25 protein-coding genes and 2 tRNA genes are annotated in these 24,227 nt (G+C 72.1%); 17 read left to right on the top strand and 10 right to left on the bottom strand.

Translation table 11 applies throughout. The features are described from left to right. Nucleotides 1–19: 19 nt before the first annotated feature. The gene (locus VGO10_RS06460; protein ID WP_327466368.1) at nt 20–1,048 is read right to left on the bottom strand and encodes a glycosyltransferase family 1 protein; all 1,029 of its coding nucleotides are present in this window, start codon (nt 1,046–1,048) and stop codon (nt 20–22) included. Nucleotides 1,049–1,267: 219 nt separating this feature from the next. Between VGO10_RS06460 and VGO10_RS06455 the strand changes: the two genes are divergently transcribed. From VGO10_RS06455 to VGO10_RS06435, 5 genes are all read left to right on the top strand, one after another. Beyond that, nucleotides 1,268–2,656: a hypothetical protein gene (locus tag VGO10_RS06455; RefSeq protein WP_327466366.1), complete on the top strand. Its 1,389-nt coding sequence runs from the start codon at nt 1,268–1,270 to the stop codon at nt 2,654–2,656. A 104-nt stretch (nt 2,657–2,760) separates the two neighbouring features. Beyond that, nucleotides 2,761–3,909, top strand: coding sequence for a sensor histidine kinase (locus VGO10_RS06450; RefSeq protein WP_327466364.1), 1,149 nt, complete (start codon nt 2,761–2,763; stop codon nt 3,907–3,909). After that, nucleotides 3,906–4,511: a response regulator transcription factor gene (locus VGO10_RS06445; RefSeq protein WP_327466362.1), complete on the top strand. Its 606-nt coding sequence runs from the start codon at nt 3,906–3,908 to the stop codon at nt 4,509–4,511. Before VGO10_RS06450 ends, VGO10_RS06445 begins: the two co-directional genes overlap by 4 nt. Nucleotides 4,512–4,561: 50 nt before the next feature. Beyond that, nucleotides 4,562–5,749, top strand: a complete 1,188-nt coding sequence (locus VGO10_RS06440; protein WP_327466360.1) for a zf-HC2 domain-containing protein — start codon at nt 4,562–4,564, stop codon at nt 5,747–5,749. A gap of 163 nt (nt 5,750–5,912) precedes the next feature. Then, nucleotides 5,913–7,532 carry an aldehyde dehydrogenase family protein gene (locus VGO10_RS06435; RefSeq protein ID WP_327466358.1) on the top strand — a complete coding sequence of 540 codons (1,620 nt, stop codon included), beginning with the start codon at nt 5,913–5,915 and terminating at the stop codon, nt 7,530–7,532. A 4-nt stretch (nt 7,533–7,536) separates the two neighbouring features. Here VGO10_RS06435 and pdxT read toward each other — a convergent pair whose 3' ends face one another. The 3 genes from pdxT to VGO10_RS06420 all read right to left on the bottom strand — a co-directional run bounded on the left by pdxT (nt 7,537) and on the right by VGO10_RS06420 (nt 9,956). After that, the gene (gene pdxT, locus VGO10_RS06430) at nt 7,537–8,097 is read right to left on the bottom strand and encodes a pyridoxal 5'-phosphate synthase glutaminase subunit PdxT (RefSeq protein WP_327466356.1); all 561 of its coding nucleotides are present in this window, start codon (nt 8,095–8,097) and stop codon (nt 7,537–7,539) included. A 5-nt stretch (nt 8,098–8,102) separates the two neighbouring features. Next, entirely contained in the window at nt 8,103–8,987 is an 885-nt protein-coding gene (gene pdxS, locus VGO10_RS06425) for a pyridoxal 5'-phosphate synthase lyase subunit PdxS (protein WP_327466354.1), read from the bottom strand. Between the two features lie 81 nt (nt 8,988–9,068). After that, nucleotides 9,069–9,956 (bottom strand): MurR/RpiR family transcriptional regulator, encoded by an 888-nt coding sequence (locus VGO10_RS06420; protein ID WP_327466352.1) that lies wholly within the window; start codon nt 9,954–9,956, stop codon nt 9,069–9,071. A gap of 91 nt (nt 9,957–10,047) precedes the next feature. On the opposite strand from VGO10_RS06420, the gene VGO10_RS06415 reads away from it, so the two are divergent. Beyond that, nucleotides 10,048–11,160 (top strand): FUSC family protein, encoded by a 1,113-nt coding sequence (locus VGO10_RS06415; protein ID WP_327466350.1) that lies wholly within the window; start codon nt 10,048–10,050, stop codon nt 11,158–11,160. Here the strand turns inward: VGO10_RS06415 and VGO10_RS06410 are convergent. Continuing rightward, nucleotides 11,148–12,191 carry a sensor domain-containing diguanylate cyclase gene (locus tag VGO10_RS06410; RefSeq protein WP_327466348.1) on the bottom strand — a complete coding sequence of 348 codons (1,044 nt, stop codon included), beginning with the start codon at nt 12,189–12,191 and terminating at the stop codon, nt 11,148–11,150. The genes VGO10_RS06415 and VGO10_RS06410 overlap by 13 nt on opposite strands. Nucleotides 12,192–12,304: 113 nt before the next feature. Between VGO10_RS06410 and VGO10_RS06405 the strand changes: the two genes are divergently transcribed. The 4 genes from VGO10_RS06405 (at nt 12,305) to VGO10_RS06390 (ending at nt 15,180) form a co-directional block, all read left to right on the top strand. Then, nucleotides 12,305–13,402 carry a lysylphosphatidylglycerol synthase transmembrane domain-containing protein gene (locus VGO10_RS06405; RefSeq protein ID WP_327466345.1) on the top strand — a complete coding sequence of 366 codons (1,098 nt, stop codon included), beginning with the start codon at nt 12,305–12,307 and terminating at the stop codon, nt 13,400–13,402. Nucleotides 13,403–13,469: 67 nt separating this feature from the next. Beyond that, nucleotides 13,470–14,186 (top strand): ferritin-like domain-containing protein, encoded by a 717-nt coding sequence (locus tag VGO10_RS06400; RefSeq protein ID WP_327466343.1) that lies wholly within the window; start codon nt 13,470–13,472, stop codon nt 14,184–14,186. Between the two features lie 142 nt (nt 14,187–14,328). Continuing rightward, nucleotides 14,329–14,739 carry a hypothetical protein gene (locus VGO10_RS06395; protein ID WP_327466341.1) on the top strand — a complete coding sequence of 137 codons (411 nt, stop codon included), beginning with the start codon at nt 14,329–14,331 and terminating at the stop codon, nt 14,737–14,739. A 21-nt stretch (nt 14,740–14,760) separates the two neighbouring features. Then, the gene (locus VGO10_RS06390; protein WP_327466338.1) at nt 14,761–15,180 is read left to right on the top strand and encodes a hypothetical protein; all 420 of its coding nucleotides are present in this window, start codon (nt 14,761–14,763) and stop codon (nt 15,178–15,180) included. A gap of 11 nt (nt 15,181–15,191) precedes the next feature. Here the strand turns inward: VGO10_RS06390 and VGO10_RS06385 are convergent. Further along, nucleotides 15,192–15,264: transfer RNA gene (locus VGO10_RS06385), tRNA-Ile, on the bottom strand. A 66-nt stretch (nt 15,265–15,330) separates the two neighbouring features. Here VGO10_RS06385 and VGO10_RS06380 point away from each other — a divergent pair. After that, nucleotides 15,331–15,738 (top strand): CoA-binding protein, encoded by a 408-nt coding sequence (locus tag VGO10_RS06380; protein ID WP_327466336.1) that lies wholly within the window; start codon nt 15,331–15,333, stop codon nt 15,736–15,738. A gap of 3 nt (nt 15,739–15,741) precedes the next feature. Here VGO10_RS06380 and VGO10_RS06375 read toward each other — a convergent pair whose 3' ends face one another. After that, on the bottom strand, nt 15,742–16,761 hold the full coding sequence (locus VGO10_RS06375) for a hypothetical protein (protein WP_327466334.1): 1,020 nt from the start codon (nt 16,759–16,761) through the stop codon (nt 15,742–15,744). Nucleotides 16,762–16,839: 78 nt separating this feature from the next. On the opposite strand from VGO10_RS06375, the gene VGO10_RS06370 reads away from it, so the two are divergent. Beyond that, complete coding sequence (locus tag VGO10_RS06370; protein WP_327466332.1) at nt 16,840–17,559, top strand: SDR family oxidoreductase; 720 nt, start codon at nt 16,840–16,842, stop codon at nt 17,557–17,559. A 15-nt stretch (nt 17,560–17,574) separates the two neighbouring features. Here VGO10_RS06370 and VGO10_RS06365 read toward each other — a convergent pair whose 3' ends face one another. Continuing rightward, the gene (locus VGO10_RS06365) at nt 17,575–18,045 is read right to left on the bottom strand and encodes a hypothetical protein (RefSeq protein WP_327466330.1); all 471 of its coding nucleotides are present in this window, start codon (nt 18,043–18,045) and stop codon (nt 17,575–17,577) included. Between the two features lie 77 nt (nt 18,046–18,122). Between VGO10_RS06365 and VGO10_RS06360 the strand changes: the two genes are divergently transcribed. The 5 genes from VGO10_RS06360 (at nt 18,123) to VGO10_RS06340 (ending at nt 21,126) form a co-directional block, all read left to right on the top strand. Further along, nucleotides 18,123–19,169 carry an LLM class F420-dependent oxidoreductase gene (locus VGO10_RS06360; RefSeq protein WP_327466328.1) on the top strand — a complete coding sequence of 349 codons (1,047 nt, stop codon included), beginning with the start codon at nt 18,123–18,125 and terminating at the stop codon, nt 19,167–19,169. 89 nt (nt 19,170–19,258) lie between these two features. Further along, nucleotides 19,259–20,359, top strand: a complete 1,101-nt coding sequence (locus VGO10_RS06355) for a glycosyltransferase (RefSeq protein WP_327466326.1) — start codon at nt 19,259–19,261, stop codon at nt 20,357–20,359. 22 nt (nt 20,360–20,381) lie between these two features. After that, complete coding sequence (locus VGO10_RS06350; RefSeq protein WP_327466325.1) at nt 20,382–20,627, top strand: hypothetical protein; 246 nt, start codon at nt 20,382–20,384, stop codon at nt 20,625–20,627. Nucleotides 20,628–20,634: 7 nt separating this feature from the next. After that, on the top strand, nt 20,635–20,928 hold the full coding sequence (locus tag VGO10_RS06345) for a hypothetical protein (RefSeq protein ID WP_327466323.1): 294 nt from the start codon (nt 20,635–20,637) through the stop codon (nt 20,926–20,928). Between the two features lie 126 nt (nt 20,929–21,054). Continuing rightward, nucleotides 21,055–21,126, top strand: a tRNA-Asn gene (locus tag VGO10_RS06340). A gap of 38 nt (nt 21,127–21,164) precedes the next feature. Here VGO10_RS06340 and dnaG read toward each other — a convergent pair. Next, nucleotides 21,165–23,012, bottom strand: coding sequence for a DNA primase (gene dnaG / locus VGO10_RS06335; RefSeq protein ID WP_327466322.1), 1,848 nt, complete (start codon nt 23,010–23,012; stop codon nt 21,165–21,167). 54 nt (nt 23,013–23,066) lie between these two features. After that, nucleotides 23,067–24,107: a deoxyguanosinetriphosphate triphosphohydrolase gene (locus VGO10_RS06330; RefSeq protein ID WP_327466320.1), complete on the bottom strand. Its 1,041-nt coding sequence runs from the start codon at nt 24,105–24,107 to the stop codon at nt 23,067–23,069. Between the last annotated feature and the right edge of the window lie 120 nt (nt 24,108–24,227).

Raw genomic sequence — 24,227 nt, 5'->3', positions numbered from 1 at the left:
GCGTCGACGCGGCGCGCGATCATGCGATGACCTCGGCCAGCAGCGCATCCACGCGACGCGCGGTCGCGTCCCAGGTCAGCGGCGCGGCGCGCTGCGGGCCGGCGGCGCGCCAGGGCGCGGGGTCGTCGAGCGCGCGCTCGAGGGCGTCGGCGATCGCCTCGGCGTCAGTCGGATCCACCAACTGGGCGGCACGACCGCAGACTTCCGGAAGCGCACCGCGATCGGCGGCGACGACCGGGACGCCTGCGGCCAGCGCCTCCAGCGCGGTCAGGCCGAAGCCCTCGTACAACGACGGCAGCACGAACGCAGCGGCGCCCGCGTAGAGGCCGGGCAGGAGCGCGTCGTCGACGTGGCCCAGCGGGCGGACGCCCGTGGTGTCCTGCTCGTTCCGGAACTGCGGCCGGTCGCCGCCGGCGGCCACGAGGTCCACCCCGCGCGCGGCCAACCGCCGCGCCGCGAGGTCGAGCACGCCGAGGTTCTTGCGCGCCGTGCGGCTGGCGACGGTCAGGACGTACGGGCGATCGGCGAGCCCGCAGGCGGCTCGCGCGGGTCCCATGTCGGCTGCCGGCGTGAAGCGGTCATCCACGCCTCCGGGCACGACGGCCACGCGGTCGGTCGCGACGCCGAGCAGCTCGACGACCTCGTCACGCGAGAACGCCGACGGCGTCAGGACCAGCGCGGCGTGCTGCGCGATCCGGGGCAGCACGATGCGCTGCCAGCGCACATAGAGCGACGAGTACCAGGCGGGCTCGCGCAGCGGCGCCACATCATGAACAACAACAACGTTGTGCCGGGACGCCAGCGGCGCGAGGTTGGCCGGGCACAGGATCGCCCGTGCGCCACGCCCCGCCCGCGAGGCCGGCAGCACGAGCTGCTCCCACGCGTGACCGGCGCGATGGGCCAGTGCTGCAGGCGGCCGCGCCACGGCATAGCGCTCCGGATGCAGCGCCGGCAACCGCACGCTCAGCTCCCGCGCCCACCGCTCGACCCCACCGAGCTCCACTCGCGCGGCCGCTCGCGCGTCGATGAGGACGGGGGCGATCCGCACGCCACGGAGTATGACGAGGCCCCCGGCGCGCGCTCCCCAACACATCGAGGGACGACAGGTGGCCCTCGAGAACCACACGTCGGCCCTCGACAGCCGGCGCGGCCACTCACCCGCGGCGTCGAGGGACGACAGATGGTCTGTGACCGACCATCTGTCGTCCCTCGATGGGCCGTGGAGCTGGCCGCAACCTCGGGGGCGTACGGTGCGTTGATGGTGCACATGCGCCGCGCCCTCCCCCTCCCCCTCGCCCTCGTCTGCGCCGCCCTCGCTGGCGTCGTCCCCACCGCCGGCGCCGCCACATGGTCGGCACCCCAGACCGTCTCGGCGCCCCACACCTTCGCCGGCCCGCTGCTGACCGCGACCGGCTTCGACGGCACGCTCGTGGCCGGCTGGCCATGGCAAGACAACGTCGGCAACGACGCGATCGGCGGCGAGGCCGCCGCCAACCGCGCGCCCGGGCAGGCCTTCGCGCCCGAGCATCCCGCACCGGACGGGCTCGTCGGCCTCGCGCCGTTTGCCCGCACGCAGACCGTCGCGCTCGCCCAGCAGGGCGTTCCCGGACGTCCCGGCCCGACCGGCGCCATCCGCTATCGCCTCAATGTCGCGTTCGGCACGCTCACCGGCGGCTTCGGCGCCGCCCGGACGCTCGTCACCGCGCCGGTCGTCGGCCAAGCCCAGATCGCGGCCAACAGCCAGGGCACCGTGCTGGTCGCCTGGATCGAGGTCACCAAGACGAGCTCGGGCGCGACGCGACGGATCGTGCGGGCGATCGAGCGCCGCAACGGCCGCTTCGGCCGGCCCTTCACGGCCTCGGGCAAGGGCCGCGCCGACACCGTCGCGATCGCGGTCGGCGAGCGCGGCGATCAGGCCATCGCCTTCGTCCGCCAGGGCGACGTCCTGGCCCGCGTCCGGCGCCCCGGCCACAGCTGGGGCAGCCAGCAGCGCGTCGCGCGCGCCGACGGCGGGACGCAATGGCGCCTGCTCTCCAGGATCGACCAGCGCGGCCAGGTCCGGCTGATCTGGCGCCGCCACCAACTCCGCCGCAGCGCCGTCGCCGGCCGCACCGCGCTGGAAGGCACCGCGATGCTCGTCGGCCGCGGGCGCTTCCTGCCAGCCCAGACGATCCTGCCCGACGGCTCCAGCACGCCCGCGCTCGCGCAGGCCGACAGCGGCTGGGCGCTGGCCACCACCGCGACGACCACCGACGGCCCGCGGCCCGTCCTCTTCCGCACCCGCGGCGCCTCCACCTTCGGCGGCCCGGAGTACGCGGCGCCCGCACAAGGCGGCCTGCGCGGCACCGACGTCATGTTCGCCGCCAACAGCGGCATCACGCTGGCGTGGATCCAGCCGGTGGCCGGCCAGGACTCCGACGGCCTCGTCCGCGCCGCCACGCTGCACAGAGATGCCAGTCCCGCCCGCCCGGACACGCCGTTCGGCCCGGTCGAGGACGTCAGCCCCGCCGAGGCCGCCCACGAGGTCCGTCTCGGCGCCGACCCACGCGCGGGCGCGCCCGTCGCGCTCTGGACCGCCCGCCCAGGCGGCACGGGCCCGACCACGCCCATCGATCAGCTCAAGAGCGTCGTGCGCAGCGCCCTTCGCCTCCCGTAGATGACGGATGTCACGGAGAAGTGCGGACACCCGCCACTTCCCTGCGTCCGTCCTTAAGGGGACCATCCGTCCATGTCGTTTCCCGCACCCGGCACCCTTTTGCTGTGAGCACCCAGCCCTGCCCACCGGACGAGGGACTTCTCGCCGTCCCTCGCCGTGGCCAGTGGGCGATGATGATCTCGCTGATCTTCATCGTCGGACCGGCCATCGACGCCGTCGACAAGCTCTCCGGCGCGTTGCTCGTCCTGACCCTGGCGGGCTTCGTTGCGTTCGTCGCCGTGTACTGGCGCACCATGGTGGGCGGCTGGAAGATCGAGGACCGCACGGTCGATGAAGACGCCGGTGCGGTCGCCCGCGTCCTGCTGCTCGCGGCGCTCGCCGCCGGGCTCGCCGCCATCGGCGAGGCCGACTGGTCGGGCCTGTGGTGCTTCGTGGCGGCTGCCACGGGCCTGCGCATCGACCGTCGCTACGCGATCCCCGCGCTCTTCGTCCTCGGCGCCGCCGCAGCCGGCACCGAGGCGCTCAGCGACCCGCACGGCGGCGCGATCATCTCGCTCTTCATCGTCACGCTCGGCGTCGGCATGCTCACCGGCGGCTTCCGCCGCCTGCGCGTCGTCAACCGCGAGCTGGGTGCCGCGCGCGGTGAGATCGGTCGCCTCGCCGTGGCCGACGAGCGCCTGCGCTTCGCGCGCGACCTCCACGATCTGCTCGGCCACTCGCTCTCGGTCGTCGCCCTCAAGAGCGAGCTCGCCTCGCGGTTGATCGACGACCACCCCGAGCAGGCCGCCGAGCACGTGCGCGACATCGAGGCCGTCTCGCGCCGCGCGCTCTCGGAGGTCCGCGAGGCCGTCGCCGGCTACCGGCGCCCGCTGCTCTCGGCCGAGCTGGCCGGCGCGCGCTCGACGCTGGCCGCCGCCGGGATCGAGGTCGACGCCGCGCCCGCGCCGGTCGGCGAGCTGCCGCCCGACGCCGAGGCCGTGCTGGCCTGGGCGATCCGCGAGGGTGCGACCAACATCCTGCGCCACAGCGAGGCCAGCCACGTGCGCATCAGCGTCGCGGTCGGCGCGCGCGACGCAGCGCTCGAACTGGTCGACGACGGCTGTGGTGGCGACGAGACCGGCGATGGCGACGGCACCGGCCTGGCCGGTCTTGCCGAGCGCGTCGCCCGCGTCCGCGGCCGCATGGACGCCGCGCCCAACGCCGGCGGTGGCTTCCGGCTGGCGGTCACGGTCCCGCTGGAGGCTGTCTCATGATCCGCGTGCTGCTTGCCGAAGACCAAGCAATGGTCCGCGGAGCACTCGCTTCACTCCTAACGCTCGAGGGCGACCTCGAGGTTGTCGCCCAAGTCGCCCGCGGCGACGAGGTCCTGCCGGCGGCACGCGACGCCGCGCCCGACGTCGCGCTGCTGGACATCGAGATGCCCGGCGGCGACGGCCTCAGCGCCGCCGCCCAGCTGGCCGACGCGCTGCCTGAGGTGCGCGTCGTCATCCTCACCACCTTTGGCCGCCCGGGCTACCTGCGCCGGGCGATGGAGAGCGGAGCCCGCGGCTTCGTCCTCAAGGACGCGCCGGCCACCGAGCTGGCGACCGCGATCCGGCGCGTGATGGCCGGCGACCGCGTGCTGGATCCCGCGCTGGCCGCGGCGGCGCTGGCCGAGGGCGAGAGCCCGTTGACGCCGCGCGAGACGGAGGTGCTCGGCGCCGCGCGCGGCGGCGAGCCCGTGATGGACCTCGCAGGACGCCTGCACCTGTCCGCAGGGACGGTGCGCAACTACCTGTCGAGCGCAATGCAGAAGCTAGGGGCCCACTCACGGGCCGAAGCGGTGCGAGTGGCGGAGGACAAGGGATGGCTGTAACCGAGGGATTGGACTACGTGCCGCTGGACGGCCGTCTAGGCTCCGCGGCGATGGAGGCCTCGTCGGAGAAGGGCGTGACACCGCAGGGCGTGCGCGCCGGCGATCCTGCTGCGCTGCAAGCGCTCGTGGACCGTCGCGGGCCGGCGGTCGTCGCGTTCTGCACGCAGGTCTGTGGCCCGCAGGCCGCCGACCGTGCCGCCGCCGAGGCGTTTGCGCGCTTCCGCGCCGCGGTGCGCGATGCGCAGGACCTCAAGAGCCTCGAGCCCGAGGCGCTGCTGCGCGGTGCCACGCGCCACGCCGCGGCGTCGATGGCCCGCCAGCCGTCGGGCCCGCCGCCGCACGGCAAGCTGCGCAGCCGCGGGACCGAAACGTGCGTGCACGTGCCGACGATGCTCGCCGCGCGCGCCAACGGCGCGCTCGGTCCGGCCGACCTGGAGCGCATCGCCCGCCACCTCGATCGCTGCGAGCGCTGCAACGCGCTGGCCGAGATCTTCCGGCGCGCCGAGCTGGCCTACCAGGATCCGTCGGTCGACACGCTCGGGACCGACACGTCGTCGGTCCTGCTGGACGCACTGCGTGCCGTGCCCGAGCACGGCCATGACGTGGCGCCCGCGCCGGCCGACGGCACGCCCGCCGGGACCGCGTTGAACGGCGCGTTCCCACATCTGCCCGACCTCGACGACGAGGTGCCGATCGCGGTCGTGGTGCCGGCGGCGCCGGAGCCGGAAGCCGTGCAGGAGCCGGAGGAAGCCGAGCACGACGCCGTCGCAGAGGACGAGCCCGAAGCAGGCGAGGCCCACCTCGCCGCGGTCGATGACGATCTCGGCGAGACCACCGAGTGGGACCACGAGTTCCCCGACGCGAGCCTCGCGCCGGAGCCCGTCGAGCCCGCCACCGAGGCACCGCTGCTGACCGGCGGCAAGACGCGCCGCAGCGGCGGCGCGCGCCCACTCGTGATCCTGTTGCCGCTGCTGCTCGTCATCGCCCTTGCCGGCGGCGCAGCCGCACTGGCCGGCTTCTTCGATGGTGACGACGGTGCGGCGACGATCTCCAAGCCGCCCGCCCCGCGCGTGCAGGCGCCGGTGACCACGCCGCTGCCGATCCGCCTCAAGGTGCCCAAGCCGGTGACGACGCCGGCGGCCACGGCCGGCACGGCGGCGACCGCCGATGCGACCGGCACGGCGGCCTCCGACGCGACCACGACGGCTCCCGCAGGCACGGCCACCAGCTCGCCTTAGCGGCAGGGGCCACAAAGCCCTCCAAACCTCTCCAGATGTACGCTCGCGGACATGCGCGATGGCGTTTGCCCACGGAACCACCGAGGACATCGTCCTCGCGTCGCGTGCGGACGCCCGTCTGCGGGGCCTGCGACCGAGGCGAGCAGCTCGTGCTCGCCGCCGCGTGACTGAGCTTCCGCCCTTCCACAACGAGCCGGTGCTGGACCTCACCCAGGCCGCGCATCGTGACGAGCTGCGCGAGAGCCTCGCCTGGCTCGACGGGCGGCTGCCGCTCGCGGCACCCATCTGGATCGGCAACGAGCGCCGCGATGGACGGCGCATCGTCTCGACCGACCCGGCGGATCCCGAGCGCGTCGTCGCGCATGCGCCGATCGCCACCGCGGCGGAGGTCACGGCCGCCGTCGGCACGGCCGAGCGTGGCTATCGCCAGTGGGCCGCCGTGCCGGCACGCGAGCGTGCCGCCGTCCTGTCACGCGCTGCGGCCTGGCTGCGCGAGCGGCGCGCGACGTTCGCCGCGCTCTGCGTGCGCGAGGCGGGCAAGCCGTGGGCCGAGGCCGACGCCGACGTCTGCCAGGCCATCGACTTCCTGGAGTTCTACGCCCGCGGCGCCGTCGCATTGGGCCGCGGCCGCGCGCTCTTCCAGGTGCCGGGCGAGCGCAACGGCCTGCACTACGTGCCGCGGGGGATCGTCGCGGCCATCGCACCGTGGAACTACCCGATCGCGATTCCGGCCGGAATGATCGCCGCCGGCCTGGCGACCGGCAACGCGGTGGTCTTCAAGCCCGCCGAGCAGACGCCGTTGTGTGGGTTGGTGCTCGTCGAGGCGCTGCGCGACGCGGGCGTTCCGCCCGACGCCCTCGGGCTCATCCACGGCGGCGCCGAGACGGGCGCGGCGCTTGTGCGCGAGCCACGCGTGGCGACGATCGCCTTCACCGGCTCCAGCCGCGCGGGCCTCGACATCCTCGCTGCGACGAGCACTGTCGCGGACGGCCAGCGCCAGCTCAAGCGCGCCATCGTCGACATGGGCGGCAAGAACTGCATCATCGTCGACGAGGACGCCGACCTCGACAGCGCGATCGAGCCGATCGTCCACTCGGCCTTCGCCTACTCCGGTCAGAAATGCTCAACGGCATCACGATTGCTGGTTCACGAGGCCATCGCCGATGAGCTCATCGAGCGGCTGGCGGTTGCCGTCGAGGCGCTCGAGGTCGGCGCCCCGGAGGAGTTCGGCACCGTGGTCGGCCCCGTGATCGACCGCCGCGCCCAGGCGCGCGTCGCCCACTACGCCCAGCATGCCGCCACGTCGGGTCAGGTCGTCGCCCACCGCGTGCCACAGGAGCGTCCGGAGCGCGGCTGGTACTGCCCGCCCACCGTCATCGCCGACGTCCACCCGGGCGCCGCGGTCCTGCACGAGGAGGTGCTCGGGCCGTTGCTGACGGTCGAACGCGTGCTGTCGATCGACGACGCCTGCCACCGCATCGACACCCTCCCCTACGCCCTGACCGGCGGCCTGTTCACCCGCAGTCAGGACACCGTCGAGCACGTCGTCGCCTGCACGCCGGTGGGCAACCTGTACGTCAACCGCGCGATCACCGGCGCCGTCGTCGGTCGCCAGCCCTTCGGCGGCAACCGCCTGTCGGGCACTGGCACCAAGGCCGGCGGCCCGGACTACCTGCTGCACTTCGTCGAGCCGCTCGTGGTGACCGAGACTGCCATGCCGCCGCCGGCACGGTCGGGGCGCTTTGACCCTGACCGGACGACCTGCGAGTCCACGCCCAGCTGACGGCTCAGGCCACGCGGGTGCGGACGCACTCGAGGAACTGCGCGTGGAGGCGGCGCTCGCCGCTCAACTCAGGGTGGAACGCGACGACGGTGATCGCGCCCTCGCGGGCGGCGACGGGATGGCCGTCGACCGCGGCGAGGATCTCGACGCCGGCGCCGTGCTCCTCGATCCACGGTGCGCGGATGAAGACGGCGTGGACGGGCTCGTCGAAGTCTGGGAAGTCGAGGTCGGCCTCGAAGGAGCGGATCTGGCGGCCGAACGCGTTGCGGCGCGCGACGATGTCCATCAGCCCGAGATGCTCGCGGTCGAGCATGATCAGCCCGGCGCAGGTGCCGAGGACCGGAACGCCGGAGCGCACGACGTCGCCCAGCGGCTCGGCCAGCCCCTCACGCGCGATCCCGAGCGTCATCGTCGTCGACTCGCCGCCGGGCAGGACCAGCCCGTCAAGGCCATCCAGATCGGCGGGCGTGCGGACCTCGCGCACATCGGCGCCAAGGTCGCGCAACAGCTTCAGGTGCGCGTCGAAGCCGCCCTGGAGCGCCAGGACGCCGACGAGCGGAGCCAACGCGCCTACCAGCCTCTGTTGGCGAGGACCTGCGACTCGTCCAACTTGCGGGCCTCCAGCGAGGCCATCGCCGCGCCCAGCCCCGTCGAGGCCGCCGCGACGCGCTCGGCGTCGGCGTAGTGCGTCGTCGCCTCGACGACCGCGCGCGCCATCGCCTCCGGGTTGGAGGACTTGAAGATCCCCGAGCCGACGAAGACCGACTCGGCACCCAACTGCATCATCAACGAGGCGTCAGCCGGCGTCGCGATCCCGCCCGCGCTGAACAGCGGCACGGGCAGCTTGCCGTTCTGCGCCACGCCGCGCACGATGTCGTAGGGCGCCTGCAGCTCCTTGGCGGCGACGAACAGCTCGGTCTCGTCCAGCGTGCCCAGCCGCCGGATCTCCCCGGTGATCGAGCGCATGTGGCGCACGGCCTCGACGACGTCACCCGTGCCGGCCTCGCCCTTAGAGCGGATCATCGCCGCGCCCTCGCCGATGCGTCGCAGCGCCTCACCCAAGTTGGTGGCCCCGCAGACGAACGGGACCCGGAAGGCCCACTTGTCGATGTGATGGGCCTCGTCGGCCGGCGTCAAGACCTCGGACTCGTCGATGTAATCGACCTCCAAGGCCTCCAGCACCTGGGCTTCGGCGAAGTGGCCGATGCGCGCTTTGGCCATGACGGGAATCGTCACGGCCTCCTGGATGCCCTTGATCATGGCGGGGTCGCTCATGCGCGCCACACCGCCGTCGCGGCGGATGTCTGACGGCACGCGCTCCAGCGCCATCACCGCCGCGGCGCCTGCGTCCTCGGCGATCTTGGCCTGCTCGGCGTCGACGACATCCATGATGACGCCGCCCTTGAGCATCTCGGCCAGACCGGCCTTGACTCGGAACGTTGCTTCGTCTCGCATCGCGCCCCATTGTAGGCGGGGCGCGGCGGCCACGGTGGTGCGCCCCGGGCAGCGAGTTTCGCCCTCTGGGCGAGCGTTTCCCTACTTCAGCCTGAAGGCTTTGATCCGATCGGCGTACTGGTCGGCATCGCGGCTGTACACGCCGTATGCCAGCGCCTGGATCGTGGACAGCAGCGCCGTGTGCGAGCGCACGTAGGCGGGCGAGTTGCTCGAGTAGTACAGCTTGATCTGCGCGAGCTTGGCCACCTCGGACAGCGTCGCGTCGACGACCGCGAGCGTCGGTGCCTTGCGGTGGCGCGCGAGCTTCATCGCGCGGACGACCAGCGGGTGCGGACGGCCGGCCGACAGCCCGATCACGAGCGTGCGGTCGTCGATGCGGCCGAGGCGGCTGAGCGCCTCCTGCGAGGGCGAGGCGACGATCTCGGCGCGCAGGTCCAACAACATCAAGAGATGGCGGAAGTAGGAGGCGAAGAAGGCCATCTGGTCGGTGCCGCAGACCAGGACGCGGTCGGCCGAGGCGATCGCGTTGATCGCGGCCTCGACGTCGGAGCGCGAAACGCGCCGGGCCGTCTCCTCGACGTTCTGGTAATCGGCCGCGATCGCGGTCTCGAACTCGTTCTGGTCGAGCGAGAACAGCGGCTCGGGCGACGTCGTCGCCGAACCGGCGGCCTGCCCGGAGGCGACGTTGCGCCGGTACTCCTCACGCGCGGAGTGCTGCAGCTCGGGGAAGCCCTCGAAGCCCAGCGCCTGGGAGAAGCGCACGACCGTCGAGCTGGAGGTGTTCGCGCGGCGCGCGAGCTCCTCCGCCGTCTGGAACGCGACCTCGTCGAGATGGTCGACGATGTACTGCGCGACATCCTTCTGAGAGCGCGAGAACTCGTCGAATCGCGCCTGGATGTAGGCGGAAAGGGTCTGGTGGCCACGCGCCTCGTGCGGCGGGGCGGTGATGGTCGCGGACGTCCTCTTCATGGGCGACCGGTCTTTCGACACTCCGGAGGCGGAGTCCTCCAAAGATGCCGCCGATCGGTCTCCGGCAGTTCTGCTTGGGTAGAGCCCAGACGTGAGCGGGCGCGAGGTCATCGAAGCGGCGACGGAGCTGTCGCGAGTCACGTGGAAGGACCGCGTGGCGCGCCTGCGCCGCCTGGCCCCGACGCTCTTCCTAGGCGCCATCGCCGCCGGGGCGTCGTGGTACATCGCGACCAAGCTGGTCGGCACCAAGGGCGCCTTCTTCGCGCCGGTCGCGGCGATCATCACGCTGGGGCTGACGGTCGGATCGCGGCTGAACCGCGCGATCGAGCTGTCGATCGGCGTGCCGCTCGGGATCGCGCTGGCCGATGTACTGGTCCTCGAGATCGGCTCGGGCACCTTCCAGCTAATCGGGATCGTCTTCCTGGCGACGGCGATCGCGGTCTTCCTCGGCGGCGGGCCGCTCCTGGTCACGCAGGCGGCAGTGTCGGCGATCCTCGTCGTGACGCTGCAGCCGCCGACCAACGGCCTGTCGTTCACCCGCGCGGCCGACGCGCTGATCGGCTGCGGCGTGGCGCTGCTGCTGAACTTCGTCATCGCGCCGATCGACCCCATGGCCTTGGTCCGCCGCGAGGCCGCGCCGGTCCTGGACGAGTTGGCCGCGGTGCTCGACGACATCGCGGGCGCGCTCGGCGATCGCGATCGTGACCGGGCGGTCGCCGCCCTGCGCCGCGCGCGCGACATCGACGCCTCCACCCAGCGCTTCCTCGAAGCCCTGACGGTCGGGCGCGAGACCGCCGCGGCAGCGCCGGCGCGGCGGATGCAGCGCGGGCCGCTGGCGATCTACAGCGAGGCGGGCGGCCAGATCGACCTCGCGGTGCGCAACGTCCGCGTGCTCGCCCGCGGCGTGGTGCGGGCGATCGAGACCGGCGACCGTGTCCCTCCGGCCGTCGCCGACGCGCTCTGCGAGCTGCGCCAGGCGGTGCTCGCCCTGGCGCCGTGGCTCCAGGATCCGCGCCGCGTCGACGCGGTCATCGAGCCGGCCGTGCAGGCCGCGCGCCACGCCAGCGCGGTGCTCGAGCAGACCACCAACCTGTCGGTCAGCGTCATCGTCGGACAGGTGCGCTCGACCGCCGTCGACCTGCTGCGCACCACCGGGATGGAGCCGGAGGCGGCGCGCGCCAGGATCCGCGGTCAGCGGGTCTGAGCGCGCAGGACCACGCGGTCCTTGCCGCTGGCTTTGGCCATCAGCAGGCACTCGTCGGCGGCCTTGAAGAGCGTCGCGACGGTCCCCGCATCATCCGGAGCGACGGCCACGCCGGCCGATGCCGTCATCGGCCCGGCGATCGACCAGACCGCGTCCCGCACGGCGCCCACGAGGCGGTCGGCGCAGTGCGCGGCCTCGCGCTCGTCGGCGTTGGGGAGGATCACGCCGAACTCCTCGCCGCCGGTGCGGCAGACGACGTCGCCGGCACGGACGTGTCCGGCCAGGACCTCGCCGAAGGCCACGAGGACCTGATCGCCGACCGGATGGCCGTGCACGTCGTTGACGCGCTTGAAGTCGTCGACATCGAGCAGCACCAGGCCCACCGGCGCCCCATCGCGCTGGGCGCGCGCGAGCTCGGCGGCGAGCCGCTCGTGGAAGTGGCGGCGGTTGAAGAGGCCGGTCAGCTCGTCGGTCCGGGCCTGTTCGGAGAGCAGCTCGCGGCGCCGGGCGTTGTCATAGGCCAAGGCTGCGAGGCTGGCGAAGCGCTTGATCAGCTGCGCCTCCTCCGGCGAAAAGGTCGGGATCGTCCCGGCGAGCTCCGGTGCGGAGTCCTCGCGCCAGACGTTGAGCGTCCCGATCACGCGATCGGCGACGATCAGCGGGCAGAAGACGATCGCCTCGAGGTCCTGCGGCGTGTCGGCGATGATGTAGCGGCCGAACCACGGGTGACCGGGCTCGAGGTGCACGATCTGGCGCGATCGCACGACCTTGCCGGTGATCGAGTCGTTGAGCCTGGGCGGGTCGGCCAGCGTCTCCTCAACGAACTGGCCCTCGGCGAAGACCGGGATCAGCAGCTGGCGCTCGGCGTCGACCTCGTAGATCGCGAGGCTCGTGTAGGGCACGATGCCGCGCAGCGCGCGGGCCATGGACTGCAGCGTGGCGTCCAGCGACTGCTCGGCCAGGACACCGGCCACCGCATCGATGATCGACTCGAGCCCGCGGACCACGCGGGTGGCAGAGACGGCTGGCATGCGCTCCCCCGGAAGATCGACCGCAGCGGGCCCCGGTTGAGCGGCGCGGTCGGTTTGCGAACAACCTCGTGCGTTGACACTTCGTTGTGCCAACAACTATTGTATGAGCAAGCGTGCCGGACGCCCTCTCCCCTCGACACCTCGCTTCGCGTCTGGCCCAGATCGCCCTGGTGCTTGTCGTCGGCGGCCTCTTGCTGGCGACCCTCCCGGGCCTGGGCGATGTCCGCGAGCGCTTCGCCGACGCACGGCCCGGCTGGGTCGCGCTCGCGCTCGCGCTGGAGGTCGGCTCCGTCGTCTCGTTCATCGTGGTCTTCCGCGGCGTGTTCTGCATCAAGATGCCGTGGGGCTTCAGCGCGCAGGTCGGCCTGTCAGAGCAGGCGGCCAACGTGCTGCTGCCGGCCGGCGGCGCCGGCGGCCTCGCACTGGGCGCCTGGGCGCTGAACCGCGCGGGGATGTCGGCGGGCCACATCGCGCGGCGCAGCGTGGCGTTCTTCCTCATCACGAGCTCGACGAACTTCGTGGTCGCGGTGGTCGCCGGGCTGGGATTGGTGACGGGCGTCCTGCCCGGTACCGGCAACCTCGCGTTGGCGGCCGTTCCGGCGGGGCTGGCGGTGATCGTCATCGCCTCCGTGCTCCTGCTGCCGCGGATCCTCCCGGAGAAGCCCGCGGCGGATGACGACGTGATGGTCGATCCTGCAACTGCGACGCGCCTGGCGCGCCTGCGCTTTCGCCTCGCCCACACCGGCGCGACGGTCGCCGAGGGCGTGGGCGACGCCGGTGCCCTGCTGCGCTCCGGGCGCCCGTCGGTCATCGGCGGCGCCGCCGGCTACCTGATCTGCGACATGGCGGCGCTGATCGCCGCCTTCCACGCCTTCGGCCACGCCCCGGCGGTCGGAGACTTCCTGATGGCCTACGTCATCGGCCAGCTCGGCGGCCTCGTGCCGCTGCCGGGCGGCGTCGGCGGGACCGACGGCGGCCTCGTCGCCGCACTGGCGCTCTACGGCACGCCGCTGGCGTCGGCGACGGCCGCGGTCCTGGCCTACCGCGCGTTCCAGCTCGGCCTCCCCGCCCTGGCGGGCACGGTCGCCTTCGGGCGGCTGCGCCAGACCCTGCAGCGCGACTCCCGCGCGGCCGCCGGCTGCGAGCCGATGGCGGCGCCAGTGCGGGTCAGCACGACGGCGGCCGCCGCCGCCCGCGAGCTCGTCGCCTGAGCAAGCCCCGTCGTGGTTGGCGCGTCGGCGGTGATCCGATCGCGCAGCCGCCGCGCTAGGGGCCCGTATGACATCCCACATCAGCTTGGAGCAGATCGATCGCAGCGGGGCGCTGCGCGAGCTGGCCGACGAGGCCGGCGCGCTGGACAGCAACGGCACGCGGCGCGAGATGCTGCGTCGGACCGGCATCGCCGGCGCTGGCTTCGTCGCCGGCGGCGTCCTCTTCAACGGCATGCTGTCGCCCGCCCAGGCGGCCGGCATCACGTTCTCCACCAAGAAGAAGTCTGTGGCCAACGACGCCAAGATCGCCAACTACGCGCTGACGCTCGAGTACCTCGAGGCGGCGTTCTACAAAGCGGCCGTCGACGGCGGGGCGATCACCGACCCCGACGCGCTGGACTTCGCCAAGACGGTCGCCGCGCACGAGGCCGCCCACGTCGCCGCGCTGAAGAAGGCGCTCGGCAAGGCCGCGGTCAAGTCGCCGACCTTCGACTTTGGCGCCGCGGTCACCGACCAGGCGACCTTCCTGAAGACCGCCGCGACGGTCGAGCCCGTCGGCGTGTCGGCCTACGCCGGCGCCGGCCCCTACATCAAGGAGCTGCCGATCCTCAAGGCGGCGCTGGCCATCCACTCGGTCGAGGCCAACCACGCCGCCTGGGTCACCGCGTTGTTGAAGTACAAGTTCGGTGGGACCGACTCCCCCGCCCCGAACTCCTTCAACCCGGAGCGCAGCGAGAAGGCCGTGCTGAAGATCGTGACCTCCACGGGCTTCATCAAGGGCTAGCACTTCCCGCGCGGTTCTCCTGCCGCAGCCGCAGCATTGACGGCCGCCTTCGGGCGGCCGTCTTCGGGCGGCCGTCTTGCGTTTCTCCCCGCTGCCTAGGCGCCGAGGCCTGAAGTACTCGAGGTCCGGGTAAGGTCCGGCGATGGCGGAGCCGTTGCACATCACCGCGTTGATCGTGTTGACGTGGAGCGACGGTGACGTGGTCGCAGAGCGGGTCGAGGGTGCCGGGCTGACGCTCGACGGCGTCGCCGCGGCGGTGCGCGCGCTCGACGGCGATGAGCGCAACGACCTCTCCCTGGAGAGCGCTGGCGAGGCGACGATGGTCGTCGCTGGCGGCCCCGAGTTGTGCTTCATCTACGCGACGTTTGACAGTAGGACGTTCCTCATCCCCGAGACCGGGCGCGAGGGCGATCCGGTCGAGCTGATGGCCGGTGGCCAGCTCGGGATCTTCCCGGCAGGCAACCTGGTGGACAAGGAGACGGCAGCCGCCGTGGCCACGATCTGGGCACGCACCGGCGCTCTAGACACGCGGCTCGGCTGGCACGAGTCCTAGCCGGCCACTACCGTTGAACGCGTGGACGGCGCACCCGCGCACCGACTCATCAGGGCCAGCGATCTCAAGCGCCAGCGCGGCTGGACCGACACGCTGCTGGCCGCCCTGCTCGGCGCACCCGACGCGCTGTCGCCCAACCCCCACGGCTGGCGCGTCCCGATGCGCTGGTACCGCGAGGACCGCGTCCTAGACGCCGAGGCGACCACCGCCTTCCAACACCGCGCCGAGCGCCTGAGCCCACCTCACACCTGGCGCCGCACGCTGCCGACCCGCTCATGGTCGCCCGACGAGGTCGACCACCTCGAGTGGCTCGACGACCCGCACCGCATCGCGCTCTTTCACACACCGCGCCAGCCACGCGTGCGCCGGCGTCGCCGCCCACAGCCGGTGCCGGTCTCCGCGGCGGCCGGGATGCGCTGGGAAGTGCTGCGCCTCTTCTAGCCGCGCGTCGATGGGCCGGCGAGGAGTCGAACCTCGATCTGATGGGTTATGAGCCCACTGCTCTACCATTTGAGCTACCGGCCCGCAGGACGCGATGTTAATGGGGCGCGGCGGGGTAGGCACGGCGTGTGCCCCTAAGTCTTACCCGTGATGGATGACGACATCCAGACCCTGCTGACCACCACGCGCACCTGGGCGATCGTCGGGTGCTCGCCGGACCCGGCGCGGGACTCCCATCGGATCGCCGCGATGCTCCAGCACCGCGGGTTCACGATCGTGCCGGTCAACCCGCGCGCGTCAGAGATCCTCGGCGAGCCGTGTTACCCGACGGTCGCCGACATCCCGCAGGAGCTTCAAGTCGAGGTGGTCGACATCTTCCGGCGCTCCGAGGCCGCGGGCGCCCACGTCGACGAGGCGATCGCAATCGGCGCCAAGGGCGTCTGGCTTCAACTTGGGGTGGTCGACCTCGAAGCGGGCAAGCGCGCGCGGCACGCGGGCCTGCGCGTCGTCATGGACCGCTGCCCGGCGATCGAGCTGCCGCGCCTGGCGACCGGCTGAGCCTCAGCTCGGGCCGTCGACCTTCGCCACCGCGCGCTCCAGCTCGCCCGGTGAGAACGCGCCCTCAAAGCGCGTCGAGATGATGCCGTTGCGGTCGATCACGAAGGTCCAAGGCTCGGTCTGCAACTTGTAGGTCTGCAGTTGCGGCCGTAGGCCCTTGTTGATCTGGTTGTCCTGGTAGACCTCTTGGTGGATGAACGACACCTTGTCGCCCACCTTGGCCTGGACCTCGTCGACGACGTCGACCACCGGGCCACAGACGCGGCTCTGACAGAGCTGCGGCGTCGCGAAGGTCAGCACCACCGGTTTCTTGCCGACGACATCGGCGAAGTCGTCCTTGAGCAGCGACGGCGCCGGGGGTACGCGCGTGTCGATCTTCGCCACATCGCCGGCGACGTCGGTCGGCGTCAGCGTGTGGATGACCGGCGCCTTGTCGCCGACGGCGGGCGGCGTGATCTTCTTGCCGCCGACCTGGACCGAGATCGGGCTCGTAGCTACGAGCCGGCCGTCGAGCTGGGCGATCGCCAGCATCGCGTACTTGCCGTTGCGCTTGAACGGCACGTCGGCGACGTAGACGCCGCGCGCGGAGTTCGGGTCGGTCGCCGTCTGCTTGCTCTCGAACTGCGGCGAGACCTTCAGCGACTCGCTGCGCGCCAGGTAGGGGCCGTGAGCAGCCGAGCCGTCGGTGTTGCCGACATAGAGCGCCACACCGGCGCCGGAGAGCTGCTTGCCGGCCGTGTCGAAGAGCGCGAAGCCGACGCGATTGGAGCCCTTGTCCAGGAGCGAGACGCTCGGCGCGAGCACGGGGCCGCTGGGCAGGTTGCCGATGATGTCGGGCAGCGTGCGGCCCTGGGTCTGCGGGAAATCCTCGGCCTTGGCCGCCGGCTGAGGCTGGGCGGGCGCGTTGGCGTTGGCGTCGCCGCCGTCGTCGGAGGAGCCGCATCCCGCGACCGCCACGAGCGGTACCGACAGGGCGAGCAGCAGCAGGAGCAGACGGGATGAGGACCGAGTCGCGCGAGGCATAGGCGTCGGGAAGGCTAGTGGCCTGATTGGATACTGCGCGCCGGTGTCGTGTTAAGCGGAGATGGAGGAGAGAGCGCCATGGCGGAGCAGCGTGCAGCGATCGTGACCGGGGCATCGAGCGGGATCGGGCTGGCGATCGCCGACGTCCTCGGTCAGGAGGGCTACGCGCTGACCGTTGCCGCGCGGCGTCCGGAGAAGCTCGAGGCCGCCGCGGCAGGCCTGCGCGAGAAGGGCTACGACGTCGAGACCGTCGCCGGCCCGCTGGGCGACGAGGAGGGCGTCAAGGCCGTCGTCGCCGCCCACCGCGAGCGCTACGGGCGCCTCGATGTCCTCGTCAACAACGCGGGCGTCGGCATCGGCGCGCAGGTCGCCGAGATCGACACCAAGAAGCTCGACATGCAGCTCGGCGTCAACCTGCGCTCGATCATCCTGTTCTACCGCGAGACCGTCGACCTGCTGCGCGCCGCGGGCAAGGAGCACGGCGCGGCGATCGTCGTCAACACGGCGTCGATCGCCGGCAAGCGCGGGCAGCCGTGGCTGTCGGTCTACTCCGCGACCAAGGGCGCGGTGGTGAACTTCACCGAGGCCATGCACAAGGAGCTGTCGGCCGAGGGGATCAAGTCCACCGCCTTGTGCCCGGGCTTCGTCGACACGCCGATGACCGAGTTCGTCAAGCAGTCGGTCCCCGCCGAGGACATGATCACGCCGAGCGATATCGCCGAGGCGGTGCGGCTGTTGTTGAAGGTCTCCCCCGCGTGCATCATTCCGGAGATCCAGTTCATCCGGCCGGGAGATTGAGCCGCCGCGGCTGGGTCAGCGGCTGACGAGCTGCCGGCGCCGCTCGGCCTCGCTGAGCGCGCGCTCAGCGTCGGCTGCGGCGCGGCGGTCGGTCAGCCAGCCCAGGCCGGTGCGGCGCGCCTCACGCGTGCGACGGTCGCGGGCGATCGCCTGGTGGTCGGCGATCGCGGCACCGAGGTCGGCCGCGTTGAGGATCGACGCCTCCAGCTGATCCTCCAGCACGCGCAGCTCACGGACCGAGGCGCGGCGCGCCCGCTTGGCGCCCGCGAAGCGATCCCACGCATGAGCGAACGAGACGAAGCTCGTGCGGCCGCCGTGACGGTGCGCGGCAAGCATCGGGCAGACCCCGCCGGCACGGTCGCTGTAGGCGCCGACGATGATCTCGTTGGTGCGAATCCCCTCGAGCATCGCCTCGCGCGTGCGCAGCGGCATGCAGTCGATGGCAAGGCGCAGGTCGTCGATCGGCGTGTGGCTTCGTGCTCGCATAGGGTGTGCGGCCCTCAGGCTACGCCCTGGCGCTCGCGACGCCAAGGCGATGTCCTCCTGTTGAAAGGAACGTTGCAATGAAGCTGGGTGTCCACATCGGCTACTGGGGTCTCGGGCTGACGAGCGCCGATCAGCTCGCGATCGTCCAGGAGGCCGAGCGGCTCGGCTACGACAGCGTCTGGACCGCCGAGGCCTACGGCTCCGACGCGGCGACGATCCTCTCCTGGCTCGCCGGCCAGACGACCACGATCAAGCTCGGCTCGGGGATCTTCCAGATGCCGGGCCGCAGCGCGGCGATGACGGCGATGACGGCCGCGACGATCGACCAGCTCTCCGATGGCCGCATGCTGCTGGGGATTGGCTCGTCGGGCCCGCAGGTCTCCGAGGGCTGGCACGGCGTGCGCTTCGGCAAGCAGATCCAGCGCACGCGCGAGTACATCGAGGTGTTGCGGATGGCGCTGGCGCGGGAGCGCTTGGAGTACCACGGCGAGACGATCCAGCTGCCGCTGCCCGACGGCCCGGGCAAGGCGCTGAAGCTGACGATCGCGCCGGTGCAGGAGCGGATGCCGATCTACCTCGCCGCGATCGGCCCCAAGAACACCGCCTTGGCCGGCGAGGTCGCCGACGGCTGGATGCCGACGCTGCTCTCCCCGGAGCATCTGCCGATGCTGCGCAAGAGCCTCGAGGAGGGCGCGTCGCGCGCCGGGCGCAAGCTCGACGGCTTCGACATCGCGCCGACGGTCAACGTGAACATCACCGAGACCGACGTCGACGGCGCGCGCGACGCGATGCGCCCGTTCATGGCCTTGTACATCGGCGGCATGGGCTCGCGCGAGAAGAACTTCTACAACACGCTCGTGCAGCGCTACGGCTTTGAGGATGCGGCCAAGAAGGTGCAGGACCTGTACTTGGAGGGCCGCAAGGAGGAGGCCGCCGCGGCGCTGCCGGCCGAGCTGATCGACCTGGTGTCCTTGGTCGGGCCGGCCGATCGGGTCCGCGATCGGCTGCGCGCGTACGCCGACGCGGGCGTCGGGACGCTCGGCGTCTCCCCCATGGCCTGGACGCGCGAAGAGCGCATCAAGCAGCTGCGGCTGGTCGCCGAGTTGATGGAGGACGTGGCCTGAGGGTCCTGCTGGGCGCGTTCGGGGATGCGGGGCACGCGTTCCCGATCATCGCCCTGGGCCGGGCGCTGCGGGCGCGCGGGCATGATGTGGTGGTTGAGACCTGGACGCGCTGGCAGGAGGACATCGAGCGCGAGGGGATGCGCTTCGCGCCGGCGCCGGAGTACCACGTCTTCCCGACGCAGGAGCGGCCGCTGAAGCCCTACGAGGCGGTGCGACGGGCCGCGTCGGTCACGCGCGAGCTGGTGCGCGCCGAGCGGCCCGACGTGGTGGTCAGCGACATCCTGACGCTCGCCCCGGCGCTGGCCGCCGAGCTGGAGGGCGTGCCGTGGGCGACCCTGATTCCGCACGTCGACCCACGTGGCGCGCCGGGGTTCCCGGTGTACTCGATCGGCGCGCGGCTGCCGCGGACGGCCGTGGGGCGCCGGCTGTGGGGCGCCTTCGATCCGCTGCTCGCGCGCGGGCTGGAGCTGGGGCGTTCGGAGCTCAACGAGACACGTGCGCGGCTGGGCCTGCCGCCACTGGATCACGTCCACGGCGGGATCTCGCGCGCGCTGGCGCTGGTCGGGACGTTTCCGCAGCTCGAGTATCCGCGGCCGGACGGGCCGGAGCCCGGGACCCACATCGTCGGGCCGCTGCAGTGGGAGCCGCCGTTCGGCGACGTGGCGCTTCCGGACGGGGACCCATCCTGGCCCGTCGTGCTGGTGGCGCCCTCGACGGCGCAGGATCTCGAGGGGCGCATGCTCCGCGCGGCGCTCGCCGGGCTCGCCGACCTGCCGGTGCGCGTGCTGGCGTCAACCAACAAGCGCGGCGAGACCGGCGGCCTCACCGTCCCACCCAACGCCCGCCTCGTCGACTGGGTCTCCTACTCGCGCACGATGCCCCACTGCGACGTCGTCGTCTGCCACGCCGGCCACGGCACGCTGATGCGCGCCCTGACCTCCGGCTGCACCGTCGTCGCGTGCCCAGCCGCCGGCGACATGAACGAGAACGCCGCCCGCCTCGACTGGTCCGGCGCCGGCATCCGCCTCCCCCGCCGCCTTATCAGCCCCCGGGGGTTGCGCCTCGCCGTCCAACGCGCGCTCGCCGACGACCGCTTGCGCGCGCGGTCGCGCGAGCTGGCGGCCTGGGCCGCAGCCCACGATCCGGCCGATCGGGCGGCCGAGCTGGTGGAGCAACTACACGCGCTGTAACGAGCCGTGTAGCATTCCCTCCGTGGAGCGGCTGAACATCACGCTGGACGACGAGCAGGCCGAGAAGCTCGGGCGACTCGCGGACCGCATGCACGTCCTGCCGGGCACCGTCGCGCGCTCGCTACTCTCCAGCGCCATCGACGATGCCGACCCCGACGCCCGCAACGTCGTCGATCTGCTCGACGGAATCCCCGGTGCATACGAGCGCGCGCAGCTCGGGCTGCGACAGGCCGCCGCGGGCGAGACGATCCCGCTCGACGAGCTGTAGTACCCGAATGGCCTCTGTCGAGCTGGCGCTCTCGGCCGTCGAGGATCTCGACACGCTGATCCGCGTGCACAGCCTCCCGGTCAACACACGTGCGCGAGTCATGCGGTCGCTGCACGCACTCGAGCGGTTTCCGCTCATGGGCCCAGCTTTGGCAGGTCGTTGGCAGGGACTGCGCTTCATCCTCGGCCCGTGGCGGTGGCTGCTGCTCGTCTACGTGCATATCGAGGCCGAAGACCGCGTCGTCGTCGTCGCGGTCCAGGACTCGCGGTCGTCGACCGCGGTCACCGCAGCGCGCCACTGAGCCCGACTCCACGGCGAGCAAGTGCGTGGTGTTGTGCGCGAACTGCCACGCTGAAGTCGAGAGCGGGCTGACCGATGTTCCCGTAAGATCAGGTGAGCCTGGCTTGCCGGGTAGCGCAGTGGCCGATCCGGGGTAGCTCAATGGCAGAGCATTCGACTGTTAATCGAAGGGTTGTGGGTTCGAGTCCCACCCCCGGAGCTTCCGAAGCCCGCCCGTAGCGGCGGGTTTCGTCGTTCTCAGCCGGTTGGGGCGGTCTCGTCCATCGCTTGGGCGATGAGGGTGTTGCGGCGGTCTTCGAGGATGTCGCGACGGGCGCGCAGGCCGGCGACGCCGCCGAGGCCTGCGGCCTTGGCGGCCTCGATCTCGCGGTCGATGCGGAGGAGCTCGATGTTGGCGAGCTGGCCCTGGAGGGCGGCGCGGGAGGGCGCGAGGTCGGCGGCGCGATGGACGAGCTCGGCGATCGCTCCGACGAGCATGTGATCGTCGTCCGGGATCCCGTCCTGGGGTGCGTGGACGTGCTCGCGGACATGAGCCAGGACGCGGCGCATCGGGTCGTTGCTGAACGCGGCGTCGTCGAGGTTGACGAGAATCTCGGCGGCCGCGTCGGGCATCGCGATGCACTGGGCCAGGAAGTCGCGCTCGGCGCGCGCGAGCGGGCTCGGCCCGACGGGGCGCCGGAAGGCCGGCGACTCCTCGACCCGGCGGCGCGACGCGCCGCCGCCACGACCCTGGCCGCCGCCGCCCGCGCCGCGGGAGGGTGGGCCTGTTGACAGCCGCTCGCCCGCCACCGGCAGCCACGAGGAGACCATCGACGGCGGCAGGTCAACCACGTCGGCCACGCGCGCGAGCAGCTCCTCGCGCAACGCGCTGGGCGGCAGGGTCCCGAAGACCGGCTTGAGCGCCGCGATCGCGGAGTCCTTGCCCTCGGCTTGGGTCAGGTCCGCGCGCTCGAGCTCGCGGTCGACCTGGAACTTCACGAACGGCATCGAGCGCTGCACCAGCGCGCGCGTCGCGTCGGCCCCCTGCTGCTGGACGACGTCGGCCGGGTCGAGCCCCTTGGGCAGCGGCACGACGCGCAGCGACAGCGACGAGGAGGCCGCGACGCGCTGGGCGCGCAGCATCGCCTCCTGACCGGCAGCGTCGGCGTCGAGCGCCAGCAACACGGTCTTGGCGAGCTTGGCCAGCTCGCCGACCTGCTTGTCGGTCAGCGACGTCCCCATCACGCCGACGACGTTCTTCATCCCGGCCTGATGCAGGGCCAGCACGTCCATGTAGCCCTCGGCCGCGATCACCTCGTCGGCCTTGGCCGCCGCGACGCGGGCGTGATGGGCGCCGAAGACGATGTCGCCCTTGTGGAAGATCTCGCCGTCGGGCGAGTTGAGGTACTTGGGTTGCTGGTCGGCGCCCAGCGCACGTGCCCCGAACCCGAGCACGCGCCCGCGCATGTCCTGCAGCGGGAACATGATCCGGCGGCGGAAGCGGTCGTACAGCCGCCCCTCGGACTTGCCGCCGCGCGTCGCCAGCCCGGCGTCGAACATCTCCTTGTGGGTGTAGTTGCCCACGCGCGCGAGCTGCATCAGCTTGTCCCACGTGCTCGGCGCGTAGCCCACGCGGAACGTCTTGAGCGTCTCCTCGGTCAGCCCGCGCTCCAACAGGTAGACACGGGCGGGCGCGGCCTCGGCCGAGTCCCACAGGTAGCGCTCGTAGAAGACCGCCGCGCGCTCCAGCAGCTCCATCAACCGCTCGCGCGCCATGCGCCGCTCGGCCGCCTGCGGATCCTCGTCCTCGACGGTCAGCTCGATGCCGACCCGCCGCGCCAGCGACTCCAGCGCGCCGGTGAAGTCCAGGCCCTCGGTCTCCATCACGAACTTGTACGCGTCACCGCCCACGCCGCAACCGAAGCAGTGGTAGAGGCCCTTGCTCGTGTCGACGCTGAACGACGGCGACCGCTCCTCATGAAACGGGCAGCGCCCCATGTAGCGCCCGGGACCGGCGCGGCGCAGCTCGGTGCGCGTCGAGACGAGGTCGATCAAGTCGACCGCCTCGCGGACCTTCTCCTTGTCGCTGTCGGCGTAGCGGGGCATCGTTCGGACCCCGGAGCATAGGCCCCGCGCCTGAAGGATCAGGTGCTGCGTGGACTACAGCGCGAAGGACTCCGGGATCGTCAGCTGCTCGAAGATCCGCACGCAGTAGCGGTCGGTCATCCCCGCCACGTAATCGATGATCCGCTGGCCGAGATCGGCGCCTGCCGCGCCGCCGCCATCGGGCAGCCGCGACGGATCCTCGACGTAGTGGTCAAAGAGCGTGTGCAGCAGCCGGTCGATCTTCACGTGCTCGCCGCGTTGACGCTCCCCGAGGTAGACGCGGTCGAACATGAAGCTGCGCAGCTCGTCCATCGCGGCGCCCGCCTCAGCACCCTGGACGATCGCGCCCGCATCGGCCGAGTGCTCGACGAGGTCGTGGACCAGCGCGTCGATGCGGTGCGAGCCGGTGTCGCCGAGCACAGCGATCGCGTCGCGTGGCAGGTCGGTCTCGCGCAGCACGCCGGCCCGGATCGCGTCGTCGATGTCGTGGTTGATGTAGGCGATGCGATCGACGATCCGCACGATGTTCCCCTCCAGCGTGCGCGGCGGCTCGGCGCGTCCGGAGTGGCCAAGGATGCCATCGCGGACGTCGTCGGAGAGGTTCAGCCCCCGTCCGTCCTTCTCCAGAACGTCGACGACGCGCAGAGAGTGCTCGTAGTGGCGAAAGCCCGAGCCGAAGCGCGCCGCCATGCACGCATCCAGCACCGCCTCGCCGATGTGCCCGAACGGCGGGTGGCCGAGGTCGTGGGCGAGGCCGACCGCCTCCGTGAGATCCTCGTTGAGGCCGAGCGCGCGGGCGACCGTGCGCGCGATCTGCGTCACCTCGAGCGTGTGCGTCATGCGCGTGCGGTAGTGGTCGCCCTCGGGCGCCACGAAGACCTGCGTCTTGTGCTTCAGGCGCCGGAACGCCTTGCAGTGGACGATCCTGTCGCGGTCGCGCTGCAGCGGGGTCCGCAGCCCGCAGTCGGGCTCGTCGACGGCGCGCTGCGCCGGGTAGGAGCGCGCCGCCAGCGGCGAGAGGTGCTCGTCCTCCCACGCGCGCCGGCGCGCGGCGAAGCGTCCTGAGACCTGACCCGGTGCGGCGGCGCCATCCATCGACCGATTGTCTCACCCGTGCACCCCGGCACCCGGGCGATGCGCGGCCGGGCGCCGCGGGTACCCTCAGCCGATGCTCGCCCTGACGGTCACGACCAAGCCGCCGCACGTCGCGCTCAC

Source organism: Baekduia sp. (assembly GCF_035996765.1).
Classification (GTDB): Bacteria; Actinomycetota; Thermoleophilia; order Solirubrobacterales; family Solirubrobacteraceae; genus Baekduia.
This window is presented reverse-complemented; position numbering and strand designations above follow the sequence as displayed.